The following is a 15,769-nucleotide window of genomic DNA, read 5'->3' on the forward strand; positions in this document are numbered from 1 at the left end:
CCCAATGTCTCGGCCCCCCTCGTCTACTGCCTGCTGAGCGCCTACAGCGCCTCGTGCCTGGTGCTGATCATCAACTGGCGCGGCGGACCGCCCGAGGTGACCCGGCGGCTCTCACGCCGCTGGATCCTCGGGTACACCGTGGTCGGCGTGGCGCTGATCGTCCTGTTCGCCCTCGGGGACGCCTCCGAGGAACGGCTGCGCGACCTCGACACCTACTACGCCAACACCCCCTTCATCCGCGAGATGATCGTCCTGTACCTCGCCTCGCTCACCGTCGCCGGTGTCGCGATGAACGTCATGTGCTGGCGATGGGCGATCGAGGTGCGCGGCCGGCTGCGCGCCGGGCTGGTGATCATCGCTTTCGGGGCGCTGTGCAACATCCCCTACTCCGCGGCCAAGTTCACCGCGGTGGTCGCCCGCTGGAACGGCGTGGACCTGGACGGTCTCAGCACCAACACGGCCCCGCTGCTGGCCTCGGCCGGGGCCCAGATCACCGCCGTCGGCTTCTGCCTCCCCCTCGCCTGGCGGCGCGTCGAGGACAGCTGGAACACCTGGTCGACCTACCGCAGGCTCGGGCCCCTGTGGCGCGAGCTGAAGCCGGTCTCCGTGCCGGAGGACCGCGCGGTACGGATGTCCTGGTGGTCGTCCGCCGAACTCCAGGTCACCCAACGGGAGTCGGACATCCATGACGGCATGCTGAGCCTCTACCCCTACTTCGACTCCGAGGTGCGCTCCCGGGCGTACGGCGCCGCGGTCGCGGCGGGTTCCTCCGCCGCCGAGGCCCAGGCCGAGGCGGACGCCGTGATGGTGACGGTCGCGGTGCGGGCCAGGGCCGCCGATCCGGAAGGACGCGTCATCAGCTCGGCGGAGACGGCGGACGTACCGCCCTCGGCCGGATCCACGTTCGCGCACACCGACGGGCAGCGCGATCTCGTGCGCATGTCCATCGCGCTGCGCCGTTCGCCCGTCGTCGCGGCGGCGCGGGGCCGGGGACCGGCCGGAGGGGAGCACGACACCCGCGAACGGGCGGTGTGACCCCTTCGGGGGCGCCCCCGTCAGGACACGGGCGGCGCCCCGGCCGGGGCTTCAGGTCGCGCTGCGCTCACTGGCCTCGCGCAGTTCCCTCTCCACCGCGCGGCTCCGGGCGGTGTCGGGCTGCCCCGCCGCCGTGCCCGGACGCCCGGCGCGCAGCAGTTCCCGCCACTTCTCACGGCTCCAGTCGGCCGGAGCCGTGGTGGCCGTGAACTCCTCGACCAGGCTCAGGAAGCGTGCCGGATCGCTGTGGAAGGGGAAGTGCCCCGCCCCCTCGAAGATCTCCAGGCGGCTGCCCGGCATGGCCTCGTGGGCCCCGTGGGCGTGCCGCACCGGCACCACGCTGTCCCGGCTGCCCCAGAGCAGCATGGTGGGCATGCCCTCGGTGAGGTAGCAGCGGTCGAGCATGGTGACCGCCTGGCCGCGCCAGTCGACCACGGCCCGCAGGGTCCGGATGAAGGCGCTGCGCGAGGTCGCGTCGGGCAGCGCGTCCACGAGGTTCACCAACTCCGGCGCGTCCCGTGCCAGATCGGCGTCGATCATGCGCATCAGACGCAGGAAGAGGCCCACTTGGAAGCCCATTCCGGGCAGTCGCAGCGCGGACAGCAGCAGCTGCGCGCCGGGCAGCGACACGGCACGCAGCACGGGATTGACCTCGCCGCCGACACCGCCCGCGCTGACCAGGACGAGCCGTTCGGTCCGCTCGGGGAACTGGTAGGCGAACTGCATCGCCACTCCCCCGCCCAGCGAATGCCCGACCAGTGTGGCGGACTCGATGTCGAGCGTGGCCAGCAGATCGCGCACACCGTTGGCGTACGCGGCCACCGAGTAGTCGGCGCGCGGCTTGTCGGACGCGCCGTGGCCCAGCAGGTCGGGCGCGATCACCGTATGGGTGCGGGCGAGGTCCGGGATCAGGTCCGCCCAGGTCGCGGACGAGTCCCCGATGCCGTGGATCAGGACGAGCGCCGGGCCCTCTCCCGCCATCCGGTAGGCGCGCCGGTAGCCGTGCACGACACGGTGGCGCAGGCGCAGTTCTCCGTCACCGACCGAACGCAGCCGCGGGGTGCGCCGCGGCTGCCGAGACTGTACGTCGACCACGGGCCGACCTCCCGTTCCCAGGCCGCCGCTCGGGCGGCTCCCGAGCCGCCGCAGGGGCGGCTGCGGGGCCGTCCGGCAGGCGGCCCCGGCTCTCCTCTCCAGCGTAGGGCCCCCGTTCCACCTGGGATTTCCATGAGGTTTCACCTCCGCTAAGCGGGCGAACCTCCGCGGACCGGAACCGGATTGTCAGTGGCGGACGGCAAGCTGGGATCAGGACCAGTGTCACGACCAGCCGACCGGGGAGAGCCGTCCGATGCCGACCGCCGTACTGACCGACCGTGAACGCGCCGCCGTGCAGGCCTACCTCCGCCTCCTCGGGACGGTACGAGCGGCATTCGACGCCCCGCCGGACGGGGGTGGGCCACCCATGGTCCCGCCCGCCGTCCTCGCCGAGACGGAACAGGCCCTGAAGGCGGCGGGCCTCGCGGGCAACGAGGACGCCTTCTTCGAACTGCTGCACTCCTGGAACCCGGTACCCGGCAGGACGTGAGAAGTCCGGGGCCCGTTCTCCCGGAGCGGGGACCGGCGGCGCCGGCTGCCGGGCGAAGGCCGCGCAGGGCCCGCGCAGGGCCCTGTCTCAGCCGGCCGCGCCCTCGGTCCCTTCGCGCGTCGGCCCGGCAGCCGGGCCGGATGCGGGCCACGGGACCGTGATCGCCGTCGCGAGCAGCCCGTGCCGGACGGTCCAGCGTCCCTCGAAGGTCTGGACGGGGACGCCGTCCACCACGGGCCCCGGGACCAGGAGCCGGGCACGCAGGCCTCCCGAGAAGCCGTCTGCGGCAGGCGTCGGTTCGGGGAAGACGTCTATGTCCGCCTCGGAGAAGTCGAGCCACTTGCCGGTGAGCGGGAACCACGCCTTGTAGACCGACTCCTTGGCGCTGAACAGCAGCCGGTCCCAGTGCACGGCGGACGCCCGGGCGCCGAGACGCTCCAGGCGGGCCGACTCACCGGACAGGGCGATGGTCTCCAGGACACCGTCGGGGAGCGCCAGATGGGGTTCGGCGTCGATGCCGAGGGAGGCCAGATCGTCGGTCCGGGCGAGCGCGGCGGCGCCGTACCCCTCGCAGTGCGTCATGCTGCCGATGACCCCCGCCGGCCACTGCGGGGCTCCGCGTTCGCCCGGCAGCACGGGCGCGGGGGCCACGCCGAGCTTCTCCATGGCACGCCGGGCGCAGACGCGCACGGAGGCGAACTCACGGCGCCGCTTGCCCACGGCCCGGCTCACGACCGCCAGTTCCTCCGGGTACAGGCTCGCGTCCCCGGCCCCGTCGTCACCGTGGCTCTCCACGACCACCACCGACTCCGGAAGCAGTTCCTCCATCACCGGCTCCGACCTCCATCGGCAGAATGCGGCGCAGCGTGCCCGGCGGTCCCGGTCGCCTGCGCCATTCTCTCGGATAGCCCACCGACACCTCCTCGAACCGGACACCCTCGTGCCAGGTGGTGCGGGGGATGTGCAGATGCCCGTAGACCATGGTTTCGACGCGGAACCTGCGGTGCCAGTCGGCGGTCGCCGCCGTGCCGCACCACATGGCGAACTCGGGGTGCCACAGGACGTCCATCGGGTGGCGGTCCAGGGGGTAGTGGTTCACCGGGATGACCGGCAGTCCGTCGGGAACCGCGGCGAGCCGGCGCTCGGTCTCGGCCACCCGGGCCCGGCACCAGGCCTCGCGGCTCGGATACGGGTCGGGGTGCAGCAGGTACTCGTCCGCGCACACGATGCCGGTCCCGTGGGCGTACGCGAGTCCCTCCTCCTTGGTGGTGCAGCCCTGCGGCAGGAAGGAGTAGTCGTAGAGCAGGAAGAGCGGCGCGACGACGGCGGGGCCGCCCGGCCCGTTCCAGACGGGGTAGGGGTCCTCGGGGGTGATGACGCCCAACTCCCGGCACAGGGACACCAGATGCTCGTAGCGGGCCACGCCGCGTAGCTGGACCGGGTCCTTGGGATGGGTCCACAGCTCGTGGTTGCCCGGCACCCAGACGACCTTCCGGAAGCGGTCACCGAGCGTCTTGAGGGTCCACCGGACGTCGTCGACGATCTCACCGATGTCACCGGCCACCAGGAGCCAGTCCTCGTCCGACTCCGGGCGCATGTCCTCGACCAGGGCGCGGTTCTCGGCGTAGCCGATGTGCAGGTCGCTGACGGCCAGCAGATTTCCGGCACCGTCGCCCGTCGGCCGCACCACGCCACCCCCGTAGAAAGCGAATACCGACACGACAGCACACGCGCCCCCCGTCGTACAAGGAGCAACCCGGCGGGCGGGTCGGCGAATCCGTAACATCCCCGTAGCAGCACCAGGGTCCCACGACCCCTATGATCGCCCCTACACCACCGCTCGAATCTCCCTCGCGTGCGACGGCTCGGTGTGTCTCCCCTACCCCTGGCCGGGCCCGGCCCGCTCCACCGTGCCCGCAAACCCCGAATGGTGGCTCGCATGGGCTCTCGCGTACGCGTCTGGCTCAACCGCACGTACGCGGAGAACGTGTTCTTCATGGATCAGCTGCGGAACAATCCGCAGCACCGCGCGGTCGAGATCCACGCCACCCACGGTGACGCCGACTCTCCCGTACTGGCCGCCGCCGACACCGCCGAGACGGAGCCCGAGGGCCTGTCGCCGCGCGCCTACGTCGAGTACGCCCTCGACATGTGCGCACGCCGCCGCGTCGACGTGTTCGTGCCTGTCCTGCACCAGGACGCGATCGTGGCGCAGCGCGCCGAGTTCGCGGCCCTCGGCACGGCGCTGCTGGCGCCGCGGGCGGAGGCGGTCGCGGTCTTCCACGACAAGGCCGTCGCGTACCAGGCCGTGAAGGCCGTGGGCATTCCGGTCCCGCCGTGGTACCGGGTGCGCACGGTCGAGGAACTCATCGCGGCGGTCGAGGAGTTGGAGGGGGCGGGGCAGCGGGCCTGCTTCAAGCCGGCGGCCGGGGCGGGCGGGGTGGGTTTCCGGGTGATCACCCGTACCCCCTTCTCGCTCATGCACCTCAACGGCTTCCCGAGCGCGTACGTGCCGCTGGACCTGGTGGTGGAGGCGCTGCGCACGGCCGCGGAGCCCGTCGACTGGCTGGTGATGCCGCACCTCGGACAGCCGGAGGTGTCGGTGGACTGCCTCACCGGGCCGGACGGCCGCGTCCGCATGGCCATCGGCCGCACGAAGAACGGCCGTCGGCGCGGTTTCACCCTCGACGACGCGTGGATCGAGCCCGCCCGGCTGCTCGCGGAGGCGTTCGGACTGCACTATCTGTCCAACGTCCAGTTCCGCATGTACGGCGACGAGCCGGTGCTGATGGACGTGAACACCCGTCCGGCGGGCGGACTGCACCAGATCGCCCAGTGCGGGGTCAACGCCCCTTGGGCGGCTGTGCAGTTGGCGCTGGGCGAGGAGACGGGCGAGCTGGTCCCGCCGTTCCTCGGACCGGACTACACGGTGGTCGCCGGGCCGCGTCCGGTGCGTCCGGTGCCGCTGCCGGCGCAGCGGACCGACCCGGGCGTCCCCACCCTGTCCGCGATGCCGGCGCAGGCCACGGAGCCCGGCGCTGCGCAGCCCGCGCCCGTCGTGACGACCGCCCCCGCCGTTCCCGCCCGGGCCGACGCGTCCGCCACCGCGGCGATCGCCCCCGCCTAGCCGGCCCGCCCCCCTTTACCGGTCTGGACCAATTCCCGCGCGGTGTCTTGACAGCGGGATTGGTCCATACCAACTTGGTTGCGCACCTCTCTGCACTCCCGAACACCCCCATATATCCAGGGAGATCGCGTGCGCATGACCATGCTCAGACGTTCCAGACACCGTTTCCTCGCCCTGCTGGGCACGGCCGCGCTGGCACTCGCCGGCGCGGTCGCCCTGCCGGGTACGGCCCAGGCGGCCAACATCCTGACCAATCCCGGCTTCGAGACCGGGAACCTCTCCCCCTGGTCCTGTTCCGGCAACCTGGGTTCGGTCGTCTCCAGCCCCGTGCACGGGGGCTCCAAGGCCCTCGCGGGGGCGGTGAGTTCGAGCGACAACGCCCAGTGCGCCCAGACCGTCTCGGTCCAGCCGAACACGACGTACAGCCTCTCCGGCTGGGTACGCGGCAGCTACGTCTACCTCGGTGTGGACGGCGGTGCCTCGACCTGGACGACGTCCCCGTCGGCGTACAGCCGGCTCACCGTGTCCTTCACCACCGGCGCCTCGCAGACCAGCGCCAAGATCTACGTCCACGGCTGGTACGCGCAGGGCACCTACTACGCCGACGACATCAGCCTCGACGGTCCCGGCGGTGGCGGCGGCGACACCCAGGCGCCGACCGCGCCCGCCAACCTGAAGTCCACCGGCAAGACGTCCTCCAGCGTGTCCCTGTCCTGGAGCGCGTCGAGCGACAACGTCGGCGTCACCGGGTACGACGTCTACAGCGGCTCCAACAAGGTGCTCAGCGTGTCGGGCACGAGCGGCACGGTCGGCGGGCTGTCCGCGAGCACCGCGTACTCGTTCACCGTCAAGGCGCGGGACGCGGCCGGGAACACCTCGGCGGCCTCCAACTCCGTGAGCGTCACCACGGACGCGGGCGGCGGGGGCGGCACCGGCTTCAAGCAGGCCGCTCCGTACCTGTACGAGGGCTGGGGCGACCCCCCGAACCCGACCACGGTGATGAGCGCGACCGGGATCAAGTGGTTCACGATGGCGTTCGTCCTCGACTCCGGCGGCTGCAACCCCGCCTGGGACGGCAGCCGGGCACTGACCGGCGGTGTCGACCAGACCGCCATCAACCAGATCCGTTCCGCGGGCGGTGACATCGTCCCGTCGTTCGGCGGCTGGCAGGGAAGCAAGCTCGGCGCCAACTGCTCCTCGGCGAGCGCGCTCGCCGGTGCGCTGCAGAAGGTGATCGACGCCTACGGCCTCAAGGCGATCGACATGGACGTCGAGAACACCGACGAGTTCGAGAACGAGGCCGTCCAGGCGAAGATCCTGACCGCGCTGAAGACCGTCAAGGCCAACAACCCCGGCCTGAAGACGATCGTCACCTTCGGCACCTCGACGACCGGCCCGACCTACTACGGCAACCGGCTCATCGAGCAGGCGCAGTCCCTGAACGCCGGCATCGACGTCTTCACCATCATGCCGTTCGACTTCGGCGGCGGCTCCGACATGTACGGCAACACGGTCAACGCCACCGAGGGACTGAAGGCCAAGCTGAAGTCCACGTTCGGCTGGGACGACGCCACGGCCTACTCCCACATCGGCATCTCCGGCATGAACGGGCTGTCCGACCAGCAGGAGAACACCACCCCGGCGATCTGGACCTCGATCCGTGACTGGGCCAACTCCCACCACATCGCCCGGCTCGCCTACTGGTCGGTCAACCGCGACCGGCCCTGCCCCGGGGGCGGCGTGGTGAGCAACTGCTCCGGCATCAGCCAGAGCACCTGGCAGTTCACGTCGATCACGGCCGGTTTCACGGGCTGACGACGACGGGGAACGCGGAGACACGACGGGCCGTCCGGGACATCCGGGCGGCCCGTCGCGTCGCACTCGGGCACCGGCCGCCGCCGTCCGGCGGCCGGCGGCCGTCAGCCGTCGGACTCCGACGGCGGGAGATAGGCGCCCGGCACGTCCTGAGGCTCGAAGATCTTGTGCTCACCGGGGTACGGCTCGGTCCACCCGTGCGTCTCGTACCACGTGAAGTGGTTCATCTGCGCGGGGTTGGCGAAGTCGGGAACGGCGTCGGGCCCGGTGAGCCGCTGGCGCGACTTCCAGGTGTCCCACTGCGCGGCGAGCGCCTCCTTGTCCGCCGGCACCTTCGCCGACGGCACGGGCGCCGCGGCGGGGTTCTGGGGCGCCGGGATGTCCAGGCCGCAGGACGGCGGGGTCTTGAGGCCGTCGGTCAGCGAGGTCCGGTTGGGCAGCGCCGTGAACGGCGTGAAGTCGGGGTGCCGGGTGAAGGCGGCGCGCATCGGGGTGGCCGCGCTGTCCTTCTGGTTCATGGGGTGGATGCCGAGGATCTGCTCGATGGTCCGGATCAGCGTGATCTGCGAGTAGTAGTGGCTGTCGACGATGCCGCGCCGGGCCCAGGGGCTGATGATCTGGATCGGGGCACGGTGGCCGTCGACGTGGTCGAGACCGGCCTGGGAGTCGTCCTCGACGACGAAGACCACCGAGTCCTTCCAGTACGCGCTGTGCGAGATCTCGTCGACGATCCTGCCGGTCGCGAGGTCGTTGTCCGCCACTTGGGCGACCGCGTTCGCCGGACCTCCGGTGTGGTCGCTGGAGAGCCAGAGCATGTTCAGGTTCGCCGGACCGTTCCGCTCGAAGTCACGCTTCCAGACCTCCTCCCGGTAGACGTCCGGGACGCTGGTGTCGAACTTCGCGAAGCTGTGCACGGACACGTCGTTGAGCGAGGGGATCGGCGACGAGGAGTTCAGCGTGTACGCGGTGTCCTGGCCGGTCGACGCCATGTTCCTGGAGTCGCAGTACAGGTTCTGCCAGCTCGCGCCCGTCGGCTTGGTGAGGAACTGGTGGAACTCGCCGAAGTCCCGGACCGAGTTGCCCGCCGCCTGCGCGCCGGTCCACAGGAAGCCGGTCCGCTGGTGTCCGAGCGCGTCGTCCTCGGTGTCGTAACTGCGCGCGTACTCACCGGCCGAGGACTCGGTGTACTCCGGATCGTCCGCCTGCATCAGCCAGTTGTGGCCCTCCGCGGAGTTCGTGCCGATGTCGTAGGTGTTGTCGTACAGCCCGAACTGCCGGGCCAGCGCGTGCTGGTTCGGCGTCACGTTCTCGCCGAACTGCGCCAGCGACGGGTCGCCTTCGCCCTCCGGGACGTCCCCGAAGATCTCGTCGTAGGTGCGGTTCTCCTTGACGAGCAGGAAGACGTGTTTGATCGTCGAGGGTTCGCCGAGCCGCAGCGGGACCGGGACGGGCTTCGCACGGCCCTTGCCCTCGGCCCGGACGACCGAGCCGGGGGTCCAGCCGTTCTGCCGGAAGACCTTGGCCGTCCGGGCCCTGATGACGCTGTCGTCGGGCAGGGTGAACCGCTGCACGCTGGACGTCGTGTCGTGGGTGCCGTGCCCGGCGGTGGTGGTGGTCCGGCGGGCGTCGACGCCACGGGTGTTGGAGACCACGACGTCCTTGCCCGTGACGGCGATCTCCGCGGGGAAGTAGTCCGTCGGGAGCAGTCCGACGTAGCGGACCGGATCCTGCGGGGACCGGTAGCGGTACACGGCCACGGCGTTGGCCCGGCCGAGCGTCACCAGCAGCCTGCCGTCGTCGGTGAGCGTCACCGCGTCGGGTTCGTAGCCCACCGACGCCTCGGGCCACGGCTGGGTCGCGATGGTCTGGACGACCTTGTCCTTGGCGGTGTCGATGACCGACACGTCGTTGGTGGCGGTGTTGGTGACGAACAGCGCCCCGCCCTTGGCGTACAGGGCGGTCGGGTGCAGACCGACGGGGATGCTCCCGACGGCGGCGGCCGGGTCCGCCAGGTCGATGACGCTGACGGTGCCGGTGGTGGTGGCCGCGGTGACCGGGTCCGCCGGGACCTGCGTGTTGTAGGAGTTGAGCGTGGTGTCGCCGACCCGTGCCGGGCGCCCGCCCTCGTTGCTGACGTAGAGCTTGCCGTCCACCTCGGCCAGACCGCGCGGGGCGTTGCCCACGTTCCAGCTCTGCCGGACGGTGCCGGTGGCCGTGTCGATGGCGACCACCCGGTTCTGTCCGTTGACCGCGGAGTACACGGTGGCGCCGTCGGAGGAGAACACCGCCGCGCCCACGAGCGCGTGCTTGGCCCCGTCCGCGGCGACCGGGACGAACACCGGGGCGGTGACACCGCCGTCCGCGTTCACCGTGAACCGGGTGTAGCCGTCGGTCTGGCCCAGCCAGAGCTGCGAGCCGTCGGGCGAGTACGTCGGACCCTCCTGGCCCACGCTGTTGCCGCTGATGCGCGGGACGGAGGTCGCGGAGCTGCCGACGAGCTGCTGCACCTTCCAGCTCTTCAGGTCGACGATCGCCAGGGCGCTCCCGCCGTCGGTGACCGAGGCCGCGAGGTGGGTGCCGTCCGGGCTGACCGAGGACGACATGATCTTCCCGTTCTGGACGACGAGCCGGTCGCCGTACGGGGCGATGTACTGGTCGCTGGAGATGACCTGACCGTGGTCGGTGACCTGGCCGACCCGGTCCGTGCCGAACTGGTCCGTCTGGGCGAACGCGGCTCCCGCGGCGACGAGGGCGAGTACGGTGGTGCCCGTCGTCACCAGAGGTATCCGTCTTCCGGGGTGTCTGCCGGACGGGCCCGGACGCCCCCTCTGCGCACTCCGTCGGCGACGCGTTACCTGCACCTGCATGGAGTCATCCCTTCGAGGTGGCGAGCAGGTCGACGTTGCCGTCGAACTGCCACAGCGGGTTCGGTGCGTCCCCGTCGGGGGTGCGGACCAGGAAGTAGCCGTTCACCTCCTTCGGTCCGTCGCCGTCGGCCATGAACCGCCCGTCCGGGGTGATGTCGAGCTGGTAGACGGCCGTCCCCACGGCGTCGACGCCGGGAAGGTGCCAGGAGACGACGCAGCGCCAGTCGTTGCCCGGTCCCTCGGCCGCGACCTTGACGCTGCCCTTGTCGCAGTCCGCCGTGACCTTCAACTGCGCCTCCGTGACGGCCGGGCGGTTGAGCTGGCGGGTCTGCATCCGGTAGAGGTGGGCGAACGCCGTCGCGGCCGAGCGCTGGACCTTGTCCTGCTCGATCCCCGAGCCCGTGGCCCCCGTGGCGGTGGTGACGGCCGCGGCCGTCACGGCGGCCAGGGCGGCGAGCGGCAGGACTCCGGCGGTGACCGCGCCGCGGCCCGGACCGTCGTGGGCCGCGGAGGTGAAGTCCCGCCGCAGGAAGAGCAGGAAGGCCGACACCGTCGCGGTCACCGCCCACAGCAGGCTGACCGCGATCCCGATCAGGAGCGGGCCGAGCTGGGCGGGGCTGGTGAACAGACCGTTCCAGGCGATGAAGGCGTAGCCGGGCAGGGCGAGACGCACGGCGACGGGGAGCGGCATCATCTGGGCGAGCTGCATCGCGAGCGCGACGAGCGCGGGCAGCAGCAGTCCCGTCGGGGACCGTCCCAGAGCGACGGACCCGAGCAGTCCCACGGCGGCGAGGGCCAGGGTCGGGGCGAGGACGCAGGCCCAGGCGAGCAGGACCTTGCCGGCGGCGTCCGCCGGTGTCAGCAGGTGACCGTCGAGGCCGACGAGCGGCCGGTCGCCGATCGCGACGAGCCCGCCGGCCGAGCTGGAGGCGACCAGTCCGGCCACGAGCAGCAGGACGACCGTGAGGCCCGCCAGTGCCTTCGCGGCGAAGATCCGGCGCGGTGACCGGACCGCCACCAGCAGATGGCGCCAGGTGCCGAGCCGGTCCTCGGAGGCGAACACGTCACCGGCGACGACCGAGGTCAGCAGCGGGAGCGCCCAGGTGCCCGCGAAGCCGAGCGTCACCAGGGCTCCCGCCCACCCCGTGGCGTGCATCCAGCGGCCGAAGAGGGTGTCGACGGGAAGCGTGCTCTGCCGGCCGACCGCGGCGACGAACAGCCCCGGAACGATCCAGCAGGCGAGGACCAGCAGGCGGATCCGCCACTGCGAGACGAGCTTGACCAGTTCGAAGCGGTAGACGCGGGCGACCGGGACCCGGGGGACCGCGGTGGCGCCCCGGTCCGGGCCGTGTGCTTCGCGGTCGGCGTCCTCGGCGACGGTCGCGGTCATCCGCCGGTCTCCTTCTGTTCGGTGAGGGCGAGGAACGCGGCTTCGAGGGGCGACACCACGGGGGCGAGCTCGCGCAGCGCGATGCCCGCGCCCACGAGCCGCGCCACCAGTTCGTCGACGGCGGGCACCAGCGCGCGCACGACCAGCACATCGGTGTCGTGCCGCGGTACGGCGTCGTCGACGACCCGGATCCCGGCCGTGGCGAGCGCCAACGGGCGGGCGGCCGCCGGGTCGGAGGTGAGCAGCCGGTAGTCGAGTTCGCGGTTCTCCGCGGCCAGTTTGCCGAGCGGGCCGGAGAAGACGGTCCGTCCGGTCGCGAGGATGGTGACCTCGGAGCACAGGGCCTGGAGGTCGTCCATGCGGTGGCTGGAGAGGACGACCGCGGTCCCGTTCGCGGCGAGCCGGTCGAGGACACCGTGCACATGGCGTTTGCCCGCCGGATCGAGGCCGTTGGACGGTTCGTCGAGCACGAGCAGCCGGGGGCCGGTGAGCAGGGCGGCGGCGAGGCCGAGCCGCTGGCGCATGCCGAGGGAGTATCCGCGGACCGGGTCGTCGGCGACGTCGGTGAGCCCGACCTGGTCGAGCACGTCGCCGACCCCGGCCGCCCGCGCGCTCCGGCCGCGGAGCGCGGCCAGGGCGGCGAGGTTCTGCCGGGCGGTGAGCGAGGGGTAGAGGCCGGGACCGTCGACGAAGCCGGCGACGCCGTCGGGGGCGGCGAGCGCCCGTCCGATCCGGGTGCCGAGGATCTCCAGGCGGCCTTCGTCGGCGACGGCCAGGCCCAGCAGCAGACCGAGCAGGGTCGTCTTGCCGGCGCCGTTCGGTCCGACCAGGCCGTGGATCTGACCTCGTGCCACGTCCAGATCGACGCCGTCGAGTGCCACGACGTCCCCGAAGCACTTGGTGATCCCACGGGCCCGGACGGCGAGAGGTCTGTCCATGAGTTCCTTCCTCCGAAGCACTCGGCGCACTCGAAGTACTCAGGGACCATAGAGACGCTACACAACGCGGGTACGGACGGATGGCTGAACACGCAGGGAACGGAGCGTCAAGGCGTCGGCAAGTCCGGTGTGCAAAGCGGGAGTCATCGGGAGGGAACCGGGCAGCCCCCGCGTGCGCCGATTTCGGCTCGATCCGAGCCCTACGACAGGTAGGCGAGACCCGGGTGCACGGCCGTGTAGCCGTCGACGAGCGCGTGCGCGACGGCGACCGAGTCGACGAGCGGGTGCAGGGCGAAGGCCTTCACCGCGGTCGTGCGGGAGCCCGACTCGGCGGCGGAGAGCACCTCCCGTTCCACCGCCTTGACCGCGCACACCAGTCCGGTGGCGTGGCCCGGCAACGGGGCGGCCGCGACGGGATGGGCGCCGTTGGCGTCCACCAGGCACGGCACCTCGACGACCGCCTCGGCGTCGAGGACGCTCAGCGTGCCGCGGTTGCGGACGTTGAGGATCAGGGTGGTGCGTTCGTCGCGGGCGATGGCCCGCATCAGGGCGAGCGCGACCTTCTCGTAGCCGCCGGAGAGGTCGTCCTCCTCGCGCTCCCCGGCACCGGCGGCGTCCCGGTTCTCCGCCATGTACGTGGCCTCGCGCTCGGCCCGGGTACGCTCCCACGCGGCCAGGGCCGCCGCGTCCGGGCGCGCCGCCTCCTCGTAGAAACCGGCCTGTTGGTCGCGCAGGAAGGCACCGCGCGTCTTCTCGGCCCGCTGGTAGGCGCGTACGGTCTCGCGGTTGAAGTAGTAGTAGTGCAGGTACTCGTTGGGGACGGCGCCCAGGGACTGGAGCCACTGCGGGCCGAAGAGCCGGCCCTCCTCGAAGGAGCCGAGCAGAGCGGGGTCGGCGAGCAGACGCGGGAGTTCGTCGCGGCCGGCGACGCGCAGACCCCGTACCCAGCCGAGGTGGTTGAGCCCGACGTAGTCGATCCACGCCTCGCGCGGGTTCGCGCCGAGGACCTTGGCGATCCTGCGCCCGAGGCCGACCGGCGAGTCGCAGATTCCGATCACCCGGTCGCCGAGGTGACGGGACATGGCCTCGGTGACCAGCCCGGCCGGGTTGGTGAAGTTGATGACCCAGGCGTCGGGCGCGAGCCGGGCCACCCGCCGCGCGATGTCCACGGCGACGGGCACGGTGCGCAGGCCGTACGCGATACCGCCGGCGCCGACCGTCTCCTGGCCGAGGACGCCCTGGGCGAGGGCGACCCGCTCGTCCGCCGCACGCCCTTCCAGACCGCCGACGCGGATCGCGGAGAAGACGAAGTCGGCGCCGCGCAGGGCCTCGTCGAGGTCGGTGGTGACGGTCACCTCCGGTGCGTCCGGGTCCCCGGCCGCCTGCTCGGCGAGGACACGGGCCACGGCCGAGAGCCGTCCCGCGTCCAGGTCGTGCAGCACGACCCGGGTGACGCGGCCCTCGGCCCGGTCCCCGAGGAGCGCTCCGTACACGAGCGGGACCCGGAATCCTCCGCCGCCCAGAATGGTCAGCCTCACGCAAGTACCACCTTCGCAGTCCGTACGGGGACGCGGGCCGCGACCGCCCGGTCCACCCCTGTCTTCCAGGGATCAGCGTGCCATCGCGCACGGGCCGGTCCGGCACCACCACGTCGGGTCCCCGGCCGGCGCCGGCGATTGCCGCCGTCCGGCCCGTACGGCATGGTGGGTCCCCCCGCCTGGGCCCCCGCCCGGGTCGGCCCGCAGGGAGCCGGTCATGGCAGGTCGACGGCGCGCCGCCGAGCACCCCCGGGGACCGGCCGCGCCACCGCCGGGGAGCCGTGGACGCGCGGTCCGCCCACGGACACCGGCCGCCGGGCCGTACCCGTGACCGGCCCGTCCGCTCCCGGCCGCCTCCTCGCCGTGCTCGCCGCCTTCGACCAGGAGCACACGGCGCTGTCCTTGACGGACATCAGCCGCCGGGCCGGCCTCAGTCTCACCACCGCCCACCGGCTGGTGGCCGCGCTCACCGGGTGGGGCGCGCTGGAACGGGACGCGAACGGCGCCTACCACGTGGGCCTGCGCCTGTGGGAACTCGCGGCGCTCGCCCCGCGCGGCCCCGCGCTGCGCCAGATCGCCCTGCCGTACCTGGAGGACCTGTACGAAGCGACTCACGAGAACGTGCAGTTGGCGGTCCGGGACGGTGCCGAGGTCGTCTACACCGAGTGGATCTCGGGGCGTTCGTCGGTCGGCGTACGCATCCAGGTGGGCGCCCGCTGGCCGCTGCACGCGACGGGCGTCGGGCTCGCGCTGCTCGCGCACGCCCGGCCCGATTTCCAGGACGCCTACTGCGCCGGGCCGTTGGCCGCGTACACCCCGTACACGATCACCGATCCGGTTCGGCTGCGCCGCGCCCTGGCCGAAGTCAGGCGTGCGGGAGTGGCGGTGAGCAGCCGTCAGGTCACCGACGACGCCCTGTCGGTGGCCGCGCCGGTGCGTGGTGCGGACGGCTCGGTCGTCGCGGCCGTGTCACTCGTGGTGCCCTGGACCGGGGCCCGGGTGGCGGTGCTGGTCCCGGCGGTGCGGCTGGCGGCCCTCGGGATCTCCCGGGCCCTCGGCCGGCCCCCGACGACACGGACGGACCCGCCTGCCTGAGCGGGCGTGGACACGACCGGCCCCGGGTCCGACCTCCACACCGGGAACGGGACCAGGCCGGTCCGCCACCGTCGGCCGAGACGGTCCGCCCCCACCCGCCACACGGCCCCACCCCGACCGGGACACCCATCGGACACGACCGTCAGGCCCGGTCGGCCGAGACGGCCCACGCCCCACCCGACCACGACCGCCCGCCCCACCCGCCACAGGCCCCGGCATCCCACCCGCCACACGACCCGCCACACCGGCCGGAACACCCACCGGACACGACCGTCCGGCGCCGTCCGGGCGGCGGTCCGGCACCGGCCTGTCGCGGCCCACCGCGGTGGGCCCGGTGAGGCGGCGCCCGCCAGGAGACGGGCACCGCCTCACCGGGACG

General features: G+C 72.4%; 12 protein-coding genes. 5 read left to right on the forward strand and 7 right to left on the reverse strand.

Translation table 11 applies throughout. The features are described 5' to 3' along the window. Nucleotides 1–1,035 (forward strand): MAB_1171c family putative transporter (locus CW362_RS39585; RefSeq protein WP_103554431.1); only part of this gene is annotated, 1,035 nt, incomplete at its 5' end. Between the two features lie 51 nt (nucleotides 1,036–1,086). Here the strand turns inward: CW362_RS39585 and CW362_RS39590 are convergent. Continuing rightward, complete coding sequence (locus CW362_RS39590; protein ID WP_103554432.1) at nucleotides 1,087–2,130, reverse strand: alpha/beta fold hydrolase; 1,044 nt, start codon at nucleotides 2,128–2,130, stop codon at nucleotides 1,087–1,089. A 253-nt stretch (nucleotides 2,131–2,383) separates the two neighbouring features. On the opposite strand from CW362_RS39590, the gene CW362_RS39595 reads away from it, so the two are divergent. Further along, nucleotides 2,384–2,620 (forward strand): hypothetical protein, encoded by a 237-nt coding sequence (locus CW362_RS39595; protein ID WP_103554433.1) that lies wholly within the window; start codon nucleotides 2,384–2,386, stop codon nucleotides 2,618–2,620. Between the two features lie 87 nt (nucleotides 2,621–2,707). Here the strand turns inward: CW362_RS39595 and CW362_RS39600 are convergent, their stop codons facing one another. Together CW362_RS39600 and CW362_RS39605 are read right to left on the reverse strand one after the other, a co-directional pair. Then, the gene (locus CW362_RS39600) at nucleotides 2,708–3,451 is read right to left on the reverse strand and encodes a 4'-phosphopantetheinyl transferase family protein (protein WP_103554434.1); all 744 of its coding nucleotides are present in this window, start codon (nucleotides 3,449–3,451) and stop codon (nucleotides 2,708–2,710) included. Continuing rightward, the gene (locus CW362_RS39605) at nucleotides 3,399–4,340 is read right to left on the reverse strand and encodes a metallophosphoesterase family protein (RefSeq protein WP_240658294.1); all 942 of its coding nucleotides are present in this window, start codon (nucleotides 4,338–4,340) and stop codon (nucleotides 3,399–3,401) included. The genes CW362_RS39600 and CW362_RS39605 overlap by 53 nt, the downstream gene beginning before the upstream one ends. A 219-nt stretch (nucleotides 4,341–4,559) precedes the next feature. On the opposite strand from CW362_RS39605, the gene CW362_RS39610 reads away from it, so the two are divergent. Both CW362_RS39610 and CW362_RS39615 read left to right on the forward strand, forming a co-directional pair. Beyond that, the gene (locus CW362_RS39610; protein ID WP_103554436.1) at nucleotides 4,560–5,747 is read left to right on the forward strand and encodes an ATP-grasp domain-containing protein; all 1,188 of its coding nucleotides are present in this window, start codon (nucleotides 4,560–4,562) and stop codon (nucleotides 5,745–5,747) included. 135 nt (nucleotides 5,748–5,882) lie between these two features. Then, complete coding sequence (locus CW362_RS39615; protein WP_240658295.1) at nucleotides 5,883–7,562, forward strand: carbohydrate binding domain-containing protein; 1,680 nt, start codon at nucleotides 5,883–5,885, stop codon at nucleotides 7,560–7,562. Between the two features lie 104 nt (nucleotides 7,563–7,666). On the opposite strand, the gene CW362_RS39620 is transcribed toward CW362_RS39615, so the two are convergent. From CW362_RS39620 to CW362_RS39635, 4 genes are all read right to left on the reverse strand, one after another. Continuing rightward, nucleotides 7,667–10,423 carry a bifunctional YncE family protein/alkaline phosphatase family protein gene (locus tag CW362_RS39620; protein WP_103554442.1) on the reverse strand — a complete coding sequence of 919 codons (2,757 nt, stop codon included), beginning with the start codon at nucleotides 10,421–10,423 and terminating at the stop codon, nucleotides 7,667–7,669. A 10-nt stretch (nucleotides 10,424–10,433) separates the two neighbouring features. Next, nucleotides 10,434–11,819 carry an ABC transporter permease gene (locus tag CW362_RS39625; protein WP_103554438.1) on the reverse strand — a complete coding sequence of 462 codons (1,386 nt, stop codon included), beginning with the start codon at nucleotides 11,817–11,819 and terminating at the stop codon, nucleotides 10,434–10,436. Beyond that, nucleotides 11,816–12,757: an ABC transporter ATP-binding protein gene (locus CW362_RS39630; protein WP_103554439.1), complete on the reverse strand. Its 942-nt coding sequence runs from the start codon at nucleotides 12,755–12,757 to the stop codon at nucleotides 11,816–11,818. The genes CW362_RS39625 and CW362_RS39630 overlap by 4 nt, the downstream gene beginning before the upstream one ends. Before the next feature lie 200 nt (nucleotides 12,758–12,957). After that, on the reverse strand, nucleotides 12,958–14,295 hold the full coding sequence (locus tag CW362_RS39635) for a 6-phospho-beta-glucosidase (RefSeq protein ID WP_103554440.1): 1,338 nt from the start codon (nucleotides 14,293–14,295) through the stop codon (nucleotides 12,958–12,960). A 327-nt stretch (nucleotides 14,296–14,622) separates the two neighbouring features. Between CW362_RS39635 and CW362_RS39640 the strand changes: the two genes are divergently transcribed. Beyond that, complete coding sequence (locus CW362_RS39640; RefSeq protein WP_240658296.1) at nucleotides 14,623–15,390, forward strand: IclR family transcriptional regulator; 768 nt, start codon at nucleotides 14,623–14,625, stop codon at nucleotides 15,388–15,390. Nucleotides 15,391–15,769 lie beyond the last annotated feature (379 nt).

It is taken from the genome of Streptomyces populi (assembly GCF_002911015.1).
GTDB lineage: Bacteria > Actinomycetota > Actinomycetes > Streptomycetales > Streptomycetaceae > Streptomyces > Streptomyces populi.

What these genes read in the sequence shown, in the direction of transcription:
- CW362_RS39595 (WP_103554433.1), top strand. Translation starts at nt 2,384, where the DNA reads ATGCCGACCGCCGTACTGACCGACCGTGAACGCGCCGCCGTGCAGGCC.
- CW362_RS39610 (WP_103554436.1), top strand. Translation starts at nt 4,560, where the DNA reads ATGGGCTCTCGCGTACGCGTCTGGCTCAACCGCACGTACGCGGAGAAC.
- CW362_RS39615 (WP_240658295.1), top strand. Translation starts at nt 5,883, where the DNA reads ATGACCATGCTCAGACGTTCCAGACACCGTTTCCTCGCCCTGCTGGGC.
- CW362_RS39625 (WP_103554438.1), bottom strand. Translation starts at nt 11,819, where the DNA reads ATGACCGCGACCGTCGCCGAGGACGCCGACCGCGAAGCACACGGCCCG.
- CW362_RS39630 (WP_103554439.1), bottom strand. Translation starts at nt 12,757, where the DNA reads ATGGACAGACCTCTCGCCGTCCGGGCCCGTGGGATCACCAAGTGCTTC.